The sequence below is a fragment of the Adonisia turfae CCMR0081 genome (genome assembly GCF_011009555.1).
In the GTDB taxonomy this organism is placed as follows: domain Bacteria; phylum Cyanobacteriota; class Cyanobacteriia; order Phormidesmidales; family Phormidesmidaceae; genus Leptothoe; species Leptothoe turfae.
This window is the reverse complement of the sequence record NZ_QXHD01000004.1, coordinates 5,139,832-5,155,283: the sequence shown is the minus strand read 5'-3', so window position 1 is coordinate 5,155,283 and position 15,452 is coordinate 5,139,832. Positions and strand designations below refer to the sequence as shown.

The 15,452-nt window shown below is 51.0% G+C and carries 1 protein-coding gene; it reads left to right on the top strand.

The annotated features are described in order from the left end of the window. Positions 1 to 15,452, top strand: a 15,452-nt coding sequence (locus DXZ20_RS26050) for a type I polyketide synthase (protein WP_284681695.1), incomplete at both ends; no start/stop codon positions are given.

Genomic DNA, 15,452 nt, shown 5'->3' with positions numbered 1-15,452 from the left:
TGGCGGGCAGTCGCATGAAACTCCATTCTCCTGATGGTCGTTGTAAAGCGTTTGATCATCGGGCCGATGGTATTGCTGTGGGGGAAGGGGTGGGGGTGATATTACTAAAACCCCTCCATGCCGCCATTGCCGCTGGCGATCCCATTCGTGCCGTGATTAAAGGCTCGGCTGTAAATCATGGGGGCTTAACCAATGGCATTACCGTTCCAGACCCCAATGCCCAAGCAAATCTGGTGGCTCAGGCTTTAAATAATGCTGGACTGTCTGCTGAGGAGATTTCTTATGTTGAAGCCCATGGTACAGGTACGTCTCTAGGGGATCCCATTGAAATTGCAGGGTTAACCAAAGCTTTTCGACGAGATACTGAGAACAACCAGTTTTGCCATATTGGTTCTGTTAAAACCAATATTGGTCATCTGGAGGCTGCGGCAGGAATTGCAGGTGTGATGAAGGTAGTGCTATCGCTACAGCATCAACAATTGCCCCCTAGCCTACACTTTGAACAAGCCAATCCCCGCATTCAGTTTGATCACACTCCCTTTGTTGTTAACACAGAACTTAGTCCCTGGAAGGGCACAGAGAAGCGGCGAGCTGGGGTAAGTTCCTTTGGGATTGGGGGAACGAATGCCCATGTGATATTGGAGGAAGTCGGAAGTCGGAAGTCGGAAGATGGAAGTCAGAATGTACGACCAAGCTGTTCGGAGCATTTGTTGACGTTGTCAGCGAAGAGTGAAGCGGCGTTAGATGAGTTGATTAGGGCGTATCAGCAGCATTTAGAGAAATATCCAGCGTTAACATTAGCAGATATTTGTTTTACGTCGAATACGGGGCGATCTCACTTTAATTATCGTGTGGCGATCGCAGCCTCCACATCCCAAGATCTTGCCAATCATCTCAAGAAATTAGACACCCAAGCAGGTATTCCTGTTGGTTGTTACCGAAATCATCTTGCTAGCAAGGGGGCTAAAATTGCTTTCTTATTTACAGGACAAGGGTCTCAATATGTGAATATGGGGCGACAGCTCTATGAGACCCAGCCACTGTTCCGAGAGATTCTGGATCGCTGTAATGGGATTTTGCGGGCATATCTGGATCAGGATATCCTTGACATGCTCTACCCGGATATCTCGGAAAGAGGGCAGGGCTTCGACGGTGAGCTCAGCCGAACCGCACAAGGCCAGTCCCTACAGATTGACCAAACGGCCTACACTCAACCTGCCCTCTTTGTCATCGAATATGCTCTCACCAAGCTCTGGCAGTCCTGGGGGATTCAGCCCAGCATGGTCCTGGGGCATAGCATTGGGGAGTATGCTGCTGCCTGTATTGCAGGTGTGTTTAGCCTGGAAGATGGATTGAAGCTAGTGGCCCACCGGGGACGGTTAATGCAGCAGTTGCCTGGGGGTGGGGCCATGGTGTCCATTCTGGCATCAGAGGCAGAGATAGAGCCTCGATTGGCACCCTATGGCGGACAGGTAACGTTTGCTGGCATCAATGGACCAAAAAGTGTGGTGATTTCTGGGTCGGCTCGCGCGATTCAGGCGATTCAACAAGATCTAGACACTGAGGGCTTTAAGACAAAGCGGTTAACGGTGTCCCATGCGTTTCATTCCCCGTTGATGGAGCCAATGGTAGAAGAATTTGGTGCGATCGCAAACCAAATCACCTATCACCTGCCCGAAATACCCATGGTTTCCACCGTAACTGGTCAGTGGGTGGATGACGCCATCGCCACTCCCCAGTACTGGATTGATCATGTGCGTCAACCGGTTCGGTTTGCCCAGGGAATGGACTGTTTGTTCGCCCAGAAATGTTCTGTCTTTTTGGAGGTAGGACCCAATCCCATTTTGTTGGGGATGGGACAACATTGTCTCCCTGCAGAGACATTGATGGAAGACAATATTTGGCTTCCGTCGCTCCATCCTCAGCAGAACGATTGGCAACAGATTTTGCATAGTCTGGGTCATCTTTATGTCCATGGGGTTTCAGTGGATTGGCAGGGCTTGCATCAGACAGGTGAGCACAGTCAGCAGAAGGTAACGTTGCCCACCTATCCATTCCAAAGACAGCGCTATTGGGTAGATGCAATTCCTGCAAATGCCACCTTATCTAATGCATCAAAAGAATCGTTTCAGCCTGATTTTTACCAGGTACAGTGGCAACAGCTTCCTCAGGCTCCGTCCCAGATTGCCCTTGAACCTGGTCACTGGTTAATTTTCGCCGATCGTTTGGGTGTTGGAGAAGCGCTGGGTCAGAAACTTCAGAAACAGGGGCATGGTTACACGTTGGTTTATCAGGGTGAGACGACTCAATCCATGGGTGACGGTCAGTATCAGCTGAATCCGACAGATGCCCAGGTGTTTGAACAGCTTTATCAAACCATTCTCTCAGATGCTGAGCAGCCAATTGATCGAGTGGTACATTGCTGGAGTTTAGATGTTCCAGCCACAGCAGAACTCACGTCATCTAATGTGATGCAGGCCCAAAGAGATACCTGTGGTACGGTGCTGAATTTTGTGCAGGCTCTGGCGACAACAAATGCAGTTCCCAAACTGTGGCTGGTGACGGAGGGCAGTCAGCCTGTAATGACTCCAGCCTCATCAGATAAGAGAGTAGAGACCCTAGCTGTGGGGCAATCTTCCCTGTGGGGCTTGGGTCGGGTGATTGCCTTTGAACACCCCCACCTATGGGGCGGGCTGATTGACTTAGAGCCTAATGAATTCAGGGATTCAGCAACAATAGAAAGTCTCCTAAAACAGATCTGGCAGGAAGATAGGGAAGATCATATCGCCCTGCGACAGAGACAAGCGTACGGGGCTCGTCTAGTGCGACAGTCCCGGTCAGAGTCTCGCCCCTTAGTGATACGAGAAGATGCCACCTATCTGATTACAGGTGGATTGGGCGCTTTGGGATTGCAGGTCGCTCAGTGGCTAGTGGCAGCTGGGGCTACATCCTTAGTGTTAGTCAGTCGTCGGCCTCCTTCCTCTGAAAAACAGCGACAGATTGATGCTCTAGAGGCAGCCGGTGTTAACGTTCTAATGTTGTTGGGGGATGTTGCCAGTGAGGCATTTGTCGCTCACATCCTGGAACAGATTGTTGCCAGTTTGTCGCCCCTGCGAGGCATTATCCATGGCGCTGGTGTTTTAGATGACGGGGTGTTGCAGCAGCTCACCTGGGAGCGCTTCACGGCAGTGATGGCCCCTAAGGTTCAAGGCGCTTGGAATCTGCATCAACTGACCCAGGCGATAGATCTGGATTACTTTGTTTGCTTCTCGTCGGTGGCTGCACTGCTCGGTTCACCGGGGCAGGGTAATTATGCTGCGGCCAATGCCTTTATGGATGCTCTGGTGCATCATCGCCGTGGTATGGGCTTACCAGGGTTGAGTATTAATTGGAGCGGATGGAAACAAAGCGGTATGGTGGCTACTTCCACCCATACCGCCGGGATTGATACCCTAAGCCCTGAACAGGGTTTACAGGCTTTAGCAGATCTTCTAAGCGATGCAGATGCCAGGGGTCAAACAGCGGTGATGTTGGTGGATTGGCCCCAGTTGACGCAGCGTTGGCGCTGCGATCGCACCAAGCCTGGTTCCCTACTAGCCGACTGGCTCACCCAATATCCAGATCCTTCTGCAGATTCTTCTAAACCTGTTAAATCTTCTTTACTGACACATTTGGACGCAGCTTTAAAACAAGAACGCAGAGAAATTCTCCAAAACTACTTACAGAGGCACATTGCACAAGTCTTAGGCTACGAAGAGATCGCTTCTATTTCCCATGATCGGGGATTTACCGAACTGGGCATGGATTCTCTTATGGTGGTGGAATTAATCAATCGTCTGCGCCAACAGTTAAATCAGCCCCTGTCTACTACCCTAGCATTAGAATATTCAACTATCAATAAGCTAACGGATCATTTGCTGCAGGAGGTTTTGCAGTTCTCTGCGTCAGCATCACAGGCTATAGAGCCGTCTCCGGGGACATCGGAATCTCCTAAACAGACTGACGAAGATGCCATTGCCATTGTGGGCATGGGGTGTCGCTTCCCTGGTGGTGCTGATAGCCCTGAGAAATTCTGGAGTCTCTTGAGTCAAAGTGTAGATGCGGTTGCAGAGATTCCAACTGAACGCTGGAACATTGATTCACTCTACGATTCTGATCCCGATGCAGCTGGCAAAATGTATGTCCGTAGTGCTAGTTTGTTGTCCCAGGTGGATCAGTTTGAACCTGAATTTTTTGGCATTTCTCCCCGCGAGGCCAAGCATCTGGATCCTCAACACCGCTTGTTATTGGAAGTAAGCTGGGAAGCCCTGGAGCGGGCGGGGCAAGCCTCTGACCAGCTGCAAGATAGTCAGACGGGCGTCTTTATCGGCATTGGCCAGAATGACTACAGTCAGCTGGGTATGCAAGATTTAGACCAGATCACGGCCTATGATGGCACAGGCAATAGCTTTAGTTGCGCTGCTGGTCGCTTGTCCTATGTGCTGGGGTTGCAAGGCCCTACTTTGGCGATTGATACGGCCTGTTCGTCTTCCCTCGTAGCCATTCATCTTGCCTGTCAAAGCCTTCGTCATGGGGAATGCGACTTAGCGCTGGCTGGCGGAGTGCAGCTGATTCTGGCCCCCTTTACCACCACTGCTCTGTCTCGCATCAAAGCCCTCTCCCCCGATGGTCGTTGCAAAACCTTTGATGCCACTGCGGATGGTTATGGTCGAGGGGAAGGCTGTGGCATAGTTGTGCTCAAGTCTCTGTCCCAGGCTCAAGCGGCAGGCGATCCGATTTTAGGAATTATTCGTGGTTCCGCCGTTAACCACGATGGTGCCAGTAGTGGTCTTACTGTTCCCAATCGTTTTGCCCAGGAGAAACTACTGCGGCAGGCTCTTACGAATAGCGGTGTTGAGGCGCATCAGGTTAGTTATTTAGAGGCCCATGGGACGGGCACACCCCTGGGCGATCCGATTGAAATCCGTGCCCTCAATCAGGTGTTTGGCCCAGATCGTTTATCGAATAGTCCCCTGGCTGTTGGTTCGGTGAAAACCAACATTGGTCATTTGGAAGCTGCTGCAGGCGTTGCTGGATTAATCAAAATTGTGTTGCAGCTCCAGCATCGCCAAATAGCTCCCCATCTGCATTTCGAAACACCAAATCCCCATGTTGATTGGTCGGATTTGCCGATGACGGTTCCGACTCAGCTGACGGCCTGGGATGGGCAGTCAGGGGCTCGGATTGCTGGGGTGAGTTCGTTTGGGTTTAGTGGAACGAATGCTCATGTGGTGTTGGCGGAAGGCGGAAGGCGGAAGGCGGAAGGCGGAAGTAAGAAGAATGTATTACAGAGTCGTTCGATACATCTGTTGACATTGTCGGCTAAGAGTGACGGGGCTTTAGATGATCTGATTAGGCAATATCAGCGGCATCTAGAAAGTCATTCAGAATTAGAGTTGGCGGATATTTGTTTTACGGCGAATACGGGGCGATCTCATTTTAATTATCGTGTGGCGATCGCGACCTCCACATCAGCAGAATTGGCTCAAACTCTCAAGCAGATAAACAGTCAGGAAGAAGCCCCTGTGGGTGTTTATCGGCATCACAGTGCAGGTGTGCGTCCCAAAGTGGCTTTTCTCTTTACGGGACAAGGGTCTCAGTATGTGGATATGGGGCGTCAATTGTATGAGACGCAACCACTGTTCCGTGAGATTTTGGAGCATTGTAATGAGATTTTGCGGACCTATCTGGGGGGGGATATCCTTGCTATTCTCTATCCAGATCTTGTTGAGGGAGGGCAGGTACAAGACCAGCCCCTACAGGTTGACCCAGGGCAGGCACAAGGCCAGCCCCTACCGTCTAATGCTCACCCTCTCCTCAATCAAACTATCTACACCCAACCGGCTCTTTTTGTTATTGAATATGCCCTGGCTAAGCTCTGGCAGTCCTGGGGTATCCAGCCAGATGTGCTTATGGGGCACAGCATTGGTGAGTATGCTGCGGCCTGTGTAGCGGGTGTGTTTAGCTTGGAGGATGGGCTGAAACTGGTGGCCCATCGGGGTCGATTGATGCAGCAGCTGCCAGCGGGTGGAGCAATGCTATCGATTCTGGCATCAGAGGCGGAGATTAGTCCGCGACTGTCGGCCTATGGTGGTCAGGTTACATTTGCGGCCATTAATGGGCCAAGAAGTATTGTCGTTTCTGGGACCGATGGTGCGATTCAGGCATTGCAACAAACCTTAGAAACGGATGGCTTTAAGACGAAGCGGTTACAGGTTTCCCATGCCTTCCATTCTCAATTGATGGAGCCGATGATGGCGGAGTTTGGGGCGATCGCAAACCAGATCACCTATCACTCACCAACGCTGCCATTTGTTTCTAACGTCACTGGTCACTGGGCCGATGCGTCAGTGGCGACTGCTGATTATTGGGTGAACCATGTGCGTCAGCCGGTGCGATTTGCCCAGGGGATGGACACTTTATTGACCAAAGACTGTGATGTCTTTTTAGAGGTGGGTCCAAAGCCAATTTTGTTGGGCATGGGACAGCGGTGTGAAGAGAAGGGGGTATGGCTGCCATCTTTACGGCCTGGCCAGGCAGATTGGCAACAGCTCTTTCAAAGTTTGAGTCAGATATATGTGCACGGAGGGCAGGTCAATTGGCAGGGGGTGGAACAAGGCTATGGCCATCAGAAGATAATTCTTCCCACCTATCCCTTTCAGCGAAAGCGCTATTGGCTGGACGAGATAAAGCAGAACGTCAGGGCGTCAAACAGACAGTGGGCTGGTCATCCCTTACTGGGCCGACAAATTCCCTTGCCCGGAGCGGATGATCAAGCTCGGTTTGAATCTGTTGTGGCAGCAGAGTCGCCTAACTATTTGGGTCACCATCAAGTGTTTGACCAGGTGCTGTTTCCGATGATGGGCTATGTGGAAATGGCGTTCGCAGCTGCCCATGCCCATAGGAAAGACTCTCACTGGACTCTGGAAGACTTGGTTATTCGGCAAGGCTTAATTTTTCCCGATGGGAACAACAGAACAGTTCAAACGGTCCTAACGTCGGACATTTCCGATGACCTTGAAAATTCATTGGAAACCTATTGCTTGCAAATCTTCAGTGAAGCGTTACCTAGCCATCGCTCAACAGAAAATAGTGGTGAAGACGATCAAGACTCTGAGTGGATTCTCCATGCAGAAGGGCTGTTACGGGCTGGCACGGCTGATGCAGATCAAGAATCAACCGACCAGGTTACGCTGGAACAAATTAAGGCCGCTTGCCCTGAGGCTATTCAGGCTGGCGATCACTATCAAACCTATCAACAACAAGGTATTACCTATGGCCCTAGCTTCCAGGGAGTTCAACAGATTTGGCAAGGGGAGCATCAGGCCATTGCTCGCATTGAATTGCCCCAGTCATTAAACGCCTCTGCCACAGCCTATCAATTACACCCAGCCTTGCTCGATGCTGCCACTCAGGTGTTGATCTATGCTAACTCCCTGGCGGAAGCTGACTTAGCACCGGGGCAGCTTTATCTGCCAGCAGCCGTTGACCAGGTCAGGGTGAGTCAATCTGTCGAGACTGCCGAGACTAGTGTATGGGCGATCGCGTCGGTTCAGCCCAATCAGCCATTAAAGGGAGATATTATCCTGGCCAATGATCAGGGCCGCGTTTTAGCTCACATCAAAGGATTCAAAGTAGTCTCAACCACTTTAGACGCATTACTTAAATGTTTCAAACCTGGCTTTAAAGACTGGTGCTATCGTCTTGATTGGCAGTTGCAACCTTATAAACCACCACAAGAACTCTCTCCAAAGCCAGCAGCGGGAACCTGGCTTTTGTTAGCAAATGAGGATGGCTTAGCCAAGCAATTAGCTGCTGCCTTAAAACAACAGTCACAGCAATGTGTCTGGGCTGTAGCCGGGACGGAGTATCGCCAGTTAGATGCGGCCCAGTATCAAATTCCCCCAACTCAACCAGAGGCATTTGATCAGCTACTGCAGGACTGTGGTCCAATTCGGGGAGTTATCCATTTCTGGGGAGAGTCTGCTTTAAAGGCCCCCTTAGATTTAGAAACTGTACAAACTGCTCAAGAAATCGGCTGTGGTAATGTGTTGCATTTGGTACAGGCACTAAATAAGCACTCCTCACAGCAGTTTGGGCCAGCGAATCCCACAATCTGGTTGATGACCCAGGCTGCACAACCTGTTTTGGCAACGGATGTGGCGCAGCCTCAACAAAGCCCTCTTTGGGGGCTAGGTCGGGTGATCACCCTGGAATATCCTGACTTGTCCTGTCGTCAGGTGGATTTGCCCCCTTATGAAACCCAGGCTGATGATTCTCGGTGTGGCAGGGCTGGCACAAGGCACAGCCCCTACAAAATTCTCCCCGAGAACTTGACCCATCGACTGGTACAGGAACTGTTATGGCCTACGGTGGAGAATCAAATTGCGTATCGCCAGGGCAAACGTTATGTGGCTAGGTTGGTGCGATCGCAATATCCAGACGGTTCTCCACCCGTATTATCTTCAGCCACTCAACCCGTTCAGCTAAAGCTTTCGGCCTATGGCCTATTAGAGAATCTTTCTCTACAACCCCTGAAGCGCCGCCGCCCCAGGGCTGGGGAGGTAGAAATTCAAGTTAAAGCCGTGGGTCTCAACCTGCGGGATGTGCTCAATGCTCTAGGGCTTTTGCAAGAGTATTACGCCGAGTCGTTGGGAATTACCCACCCTGACCAACTCACCTTTGGTTTTGAGTGTACTGGGATTATTACCGCTGTGGGTGATGCTGATGGAGAGAAAGTTTCTCCATGGCAAGTGGGGGATGAAGTCATTGCCATTCTGTTGCCCGATGGCTTTAGCAGTTATGTTACTGTTCCCAACGAATGGGTGATGCCCAAACCAACTGCCATCAGTTTTACTGAGGCGGCCACATTACCCTTAACATTCCTGACGGCTTACTATGGACTTCACTACTTAGCCAATATTCAACCGGGCGACCGAGTTTTGATCCATTCTGCTGCAGGTGGGGTGGGTCAAGCTGCTGTGCAAATTGCCCAACGGGCTGGAGCGGAAGTCTTTGCGACAGCCAGTCCCCCTAAATGGGATTGGTTAAAACAGCAGGGGGTTGAGCATGTGATGAACTCCCGCAACCTTGACTTCGCGGCGAAGATTCACGAGAAAACCCAAGGCCAGGGGGTGGATATTGTCCTGAATAGTCTCACCGGAAACTTTATCGATAAAAGTTTTGATGCCCTGGCTGACGATGGACGCTTTATTGAAATTGGCAAATTGGGTATTTGGAGTCCGGAGCAGGTGCAACGGCAGCGGCCTGATGTCGGTTATTATCCCTTTGATTTAGGAGACGTCGCCCAAGACCATCCTGACCTGATTCAAAATCTATGGCGTGAGCTAAGCCAGCACTTTGTTGATAAAACTCTCCAACCATTACCCCATAGGCTCTTTCCCATAAATCAGGTGATGGATGCCTTTCGGTTTATGCAAAAGGCCCAGCACATTGGCAAGGTGGTGGTGAGTTTTGCCGATGAGATTTCAGCTTCGTCAGAACCCTCGTCTGTGGCTGTTCGAGCTGAAGCCAGTTATTTAATTACGGGGGGCTTAGGTGCCCTAGGATTAGAAGTTGCTCAATGGCTAGCGCAGCAGGGGGCAGTCCATCTCGTTCTAGTGGGACGCAGTACACCGTCTCAATCTGTACAGGACAGGCTTTCCCTATTAGAGGACGCAGGAGCACAGGTTTCTGTTATTCAAACCGATATCACCCAAAAGAGAAAGGTGGAGCAACTGTTTCAACACATTGCCACACATTTACCAACACTGCGCGGTGTTATCCATGCTGCTGGAGTGCTGGATGACGGTATTTTGCAGGACATGAGCTGGTCTCGATTTGCCCAGGTGATGGCACCTAAAGTGCAAGGGGCCTGGTTGTTACATGAGGGCACACAGGAATTAGACCTGGATTTCTTTATTTGTTTCTCCTCAGTGGCATCTCTGTTGGGTTCACCCGGTCAGGGAAACTATGCTGCTGCCAATGCGTTTCTAGATGCGTTAGTCCACTATCGTCAAGCCCAGGGATTGCCCGGTCTGAGTATTAATTGGGGCGGGTGGTCCCTGGACGGCATGGCAGCCAATGTGGAACGCAAACATCAGGTGCGTCAACAGGTGCAGGGATTAAGGGCTATTGAGCCAGGTGCTGGATTACAGGTTTTAGGCAATCTCTTAGGCACCTCGCAGGCCCAGGTGGGAATTTTTCCAGTGAGCTGGCCTCAGTTTTTTGCTCAGCTGCCGAAGAACCTGGCATTGCCGGTGCTAGACAACTTCCGAGGGGCAAAATTGTCTCCTTCCAAATCGTCTGAGGTACTTGTGACCTTAAAAGCAACGCCTGGGGAAGAACGGCGGGAGATTTTAGTCAAGTTTGTACAACAACAGGTGGGCCAAGTATTAGGGATGACCGATGTGCAGCGGATTGAATCGCGGGTGTCGTTATTTGACTTGGGAATGGATTCGCTGATGGCGGTGGAGTTTCGTAATCGTTTGCAGTCGGAATTAAGCTTGTCGATGCCGTCCACATTGCTATTTGATTACCCGACTCTGGAGGCCCTGGTGGATTATCTGGAACAGGATGTCTTAGCGCTGGACGCTGAGATTGAATTAACAGATGAAAAGAGTCAGGGAGTTTCTGACCGTAATCCTGATCTAACGCGATCGCAATCGAATGCAGTGGCCATCATTGGTATGGGGTGTCGTTTCCCCGGTGGTGTGACATCTCCCGAGGAGTTTTGGCAATTACTACAACAAGGTCGGGATGCCATCAGTCAGGTCCCCTCAGAACGCTGGTCAGTAGAGCAATTCTATGATCCAAATCCCGACGCTGTGGGCAAAATGATTTCCACAGAGGGTGGTTTCTTAGACCAGGTGGATGGTTTTGACGCCCAATTTTTTGGCATTGCCCCTAAGGAAGCCCAGAGTTTAGATCCTCAGCAGCGGCTGTTGTTGGAAGTGAGTTGGGAAGCGCTAGAACGAGCCCATCAGCTGCCCGAACAACTTTACAACAGTCTGACAGGCGTTTTTGTCGGCATTAGTACTCAGGACTATGCCAACCGGCTCTCTGTGGCTGGACAAATCCCAGATGCCTATCTTGGCACTGGAAATTCATTGAGTGCAGCGGCGGGACGACTGTCTTACCAGCTGGGGCTAACCGGGCCAAGTCTGGCGGTGGATACCGCCTGTTCCTCTTCCCTAATTTCTGTGCATCTAGCCTGTCAAAGCTTGCAGCAGCAGGAATGTCATTTGGCGTTGGCCGGTGGTGTGAATTTAATGTTGTCTCCTCGCAATAGCATTGTCTTCTCCCAGGCTGGAATGCTGGCTCCCGATGGTCGTTGTAAAACCTTTGATGCGGCAGCCAATGGATATGGGAGAGGAGAAGGCTGTGGTATGGTTGTGCTGAAGCGTCTGGCGGATGCCCTGGCAGATAACGATCCGATTCTGGCGGTGATTCGTGGGTCTGCCACCAACCAGGATGGCCCCAGTGGTGGGTTGACGGTGCCTAATGGCCCTTCCCAGGAGGCTGTAATTCAGCAAGCGCTAGCCAATGCCGGTGTGCCGTCACACCGGGTGAGTTATGTTGAAGCCCACGGTACTGGGACGCCCTTAGGTGACCCCATCGAAGTGCGGGCTCTCAATCGGGTGTTGGGACAGGATCGTTCATCCATGCAGCCCCTCATCATTGGTTCGGTGAAAACCAATATGGGGCATCTGGAAGCCTCTGCGGGGATTGCTGGTTTGATGAAAGTGGTATTGCAACTGCAGCATCAACAGATTGTCCCCCACCTTCATTTCGATACCCCCAATCCCCATCTTGATTGGGAGCACCTGGCAGTGAAGATTCCCACTCAGCTGACGGCCTGGGACGGGGAGGGAGAGCCTCGGATTGCAGGGGTGAGTTCATTTGGGTTTAGTGGGACAAATGTTCATGTGGTGTTGGAGGAAGTTGGAAGGCGGAAGGCGGAAGGCGGAAGGCGGAAAGTATCACCACGTCGTCCGGAGCATTTGTTGACGTTGTCGGCGAAAAGTAGGACGGCGTTAGATGCATTGGTTGGGGAGTATCAACGGTATCTGGAAACGCATTCAGACTTAGGGCTGGCGGATATTTGTTTTACGTCGAATACGGGGCGATCTCATTTTAATTATCGGGTTGCGATCGCAACCACCACCTTGGCAGAACTGACCCATCGTCTTCAGCAGTTAGGCTCCCAATCAGACATTCCGGTTGGCTGTTCTCGGAATCGTGTTGCCAGCGAGCGTTCTAAAATTGCTTTTCTCTTTACGGGCCAGGGCTCTCAGTATGTAAATATGGGGCGGCAGCTCTATGGGACTCAGCCACTGTTTCGAGAAATTATCGATCACTGTAATGAGAGCCTGCAGGAATCTCTGGATCTAGATATTCTAGACATTCTCTACCGAGATATCTCGGAGGTAGGGCAGGCACAAGGCCAGCCCCTACGGATCAACCAAACGGCCTATACTCAGCCTGCTCTCTTCATCATCGAATATGCTCTGGCTAAACTCTGGCAATCTTGGGGAATTGAGCCTAGTGTTGTGATGGGTCACAGCATTGGGGAATATGTGGCAGCCTGTATTGCTGGGGTATTTAGCTTAGCAGATGGTCTCAAGCTGGTGGCCCATCGAGGCCGGTTGATGCAGCAACTTCCCAGTGGTGGAGCCATGCTGTCGATTTTAGGGTCGGAAGCAGAAATTAATGCTCGGCTGATGCCCTATGAAGAACAGGTGACGTTGGCGGCTATCAATGGGCCGAAGAGTGTTGTGGTTTCGGGAGAAGATAACGCAATTCAGGCACTGCAACAGGTGTTGGATGCCGATGGGTTTAAGACGAAGCGATTACGAGTATCCCATGCCTTCCATTCTCCCTTGATGGAGCCAATGATGGTGGAGTTTGGTGCGATCGCATCCCAAATTACTTACCATTCACCCACGCTGCCCTTAATTTCTAATGTGACGGGACAATGGGCCGATGAATCGATGGCCACTGCAGACTATTGGGTGAACCATGTACGTCAGCCAGTGCGGTTTGCCCAGGGGATGGAGACCTTGTTAACCAAGGACTGCGACGTCTTTCTGGAGATGGGGCCAAAGCCAATTTTGTTGGGCATAGGGCGACAGTGTCTCTCGGAAGAGAGTTTTTCAGAAGAGAAAGGGCTATGGCTACCGTCGCTGAGGTCTGGACAAGATGACTGGCAACAGATGCTAGAGAGTCTGGGACATCTGTATACCCATGGGGTTGAGGTGAATTGGCAGAATGTAGCTCAGGGACAGCACTATCAGAAAGTACCACTGCCCACCTATCCCTTTCAACGCCAGCGCTATTGGGTGGAAACCTCCATGGTACCGACCATGCCAAAGGCTAGCTCTACTAGCAAAACAGAGGCTCATCCCCTGTTGGGACGTCGATTTTATAGTGCGACCCAGCCCCAGCAGATTCAGTTTGAAGCACAGTTGAGTGCTTTGGAGCCAGGGTATTTAGCGGAGCATCGTATCTTTGGTCAGGTACTATTCCCGATTGCGGGATATTTGGAGATTGCGATCGCAGCTGGCCATCATGTGTTTGCACGTCAAGGAACGCTAAACCACGATTTACTCCTGGAGGATATCACCATTCACCAGGGGCTCATTCTCTCTGAGACTGAAACCACCACAATCCAAACGGTGCTGAATCCTGTTTCAGGCAATGCTCATCGATATGAATTCCAGATTCTGAGCCTGCAACTAGAAGAACAACAACCTAAATGGACACTTCATGTTCAGGGGCAACTTTCTGCATTAGACGGGAGTACTACTCCCAATGACATCGATATCGAGGCATTGAAAGTCGCTTGTTTAGAGGCTGTGGAAATGCCACAACTTTATCAGACCTATCAGCAGCGAGGAATTGACTACGGGCCACAATTTCAAGGCATTCAACAATTGTGGCGAGGCTCCAATCAAATTGTGGGTCAATTGGTCTTTAAAGGATCTGATGATCCAGAGGACTATCATATGCATCCCACCCTATTGGATAGTGCGCTGCAGAGTCTTGCCCCCATCTTGTTGCAGGAGGGTCCCACCTATTTACCCATCGCCCTTGAAAAACTTCATTGGCGACGAGGTGAGAAAACGTTGAATCCTTGGGTCGCGGGTTCGATAGTAACTGATGCAGCGAGTTCTAGAAAAGCTACCTTGAGTGTGAGTAATGTCCGAGGTCGGGCCATAATCGACCTCTCTGGTCTCACCCTGGTACCGGTAACCGATCAGGCTGTTCTCAAAACTCCTGATTTGTACCAATGGTATCACCAACTGCAGTGGCAGGCGTTACCGTCATCCCAAGATCCATTAGCACCAACGACCCAGGGGATCTGGTTAGTTCTGGCTCCTGATGTCAAATTTGGTCAACAACTGAAGAATGCTCTGAATCATCATGCTCAAGCATGCGTGGTTGTTTATCCTGGTTCTGATTTTTGTCAGGTGGATGATGGGCAGTATCAGCTGGCCCCAAGTCAGCCGGAAGCATTGCGCCAGGTTTTGGCATCGTTAAAACAGAATTGCGCATTAACAGAGACGCCCCTGCTAGGAATTCTTCATCTCTGGAGTCTAGCCACAGATCTAGAAGACTTAGATCACGCTGAAACGTTGACCTGTGGCATGGCCCTCCATTTACTGCAAGGTATGACAACAACTTGGCCAGATACTCCATTACCGCCCCTATGGTTAATTACCCAGGGGGCTCATATGCTGCCAGACCAGCAGTATGCTAGCTGTGCGCCCCAACATCAGCTCCTGTGGGGTCTGGGACGAGTGATTGCCTTGGAGTATCCAGATGTATCGTTGCGGTGTCTGGACCTAGACCCAGTGGCTGAGCAAGTTGTACAGGATCTGGTGCAAGCGCTACTGGAATCCCATGGAACTGGCTCAACAGAAAATCAAATTGCCTACCGGCGCGGGTTGCGTCACGTGGCTCGGTTAGGGCAGTTCAATCCCAAGGCGTTGGCCCATCAGACCCATCAGTCTGTTCAGCTCAAGTTGCATGAATACGGCAGCCTGAATCAACTTTCTTGGCAACCGCTTGAGCGCCGTGCTCCCAAACCTGGAGAGGTTGAGATTCAAGTCAAAGCCGTCGGTTTGAACCTGCGGGATGTGCTGAATGCGCTGGGTCTGTTGAAAGATTACTATGCTGAACAGTTTGGCATTACTCAGGCGAGACAGTTGACCTTTGGGTTTGAATGTGTCGGCATTGTCACAGCTGTTGGTGATGTCGGAGAAGACAAGATCTCTCCCTGGCAGGTGGGGGATGAGGTAATTGCAATTCTCCTACCCGATGGCTTTAGTCGCTATGTCACCGTGACGGCTGACTGGGTGATAGCCAAACCCAAGGCCATGAGCTTTTCTGAAGCGGCCACACTCCCGCTT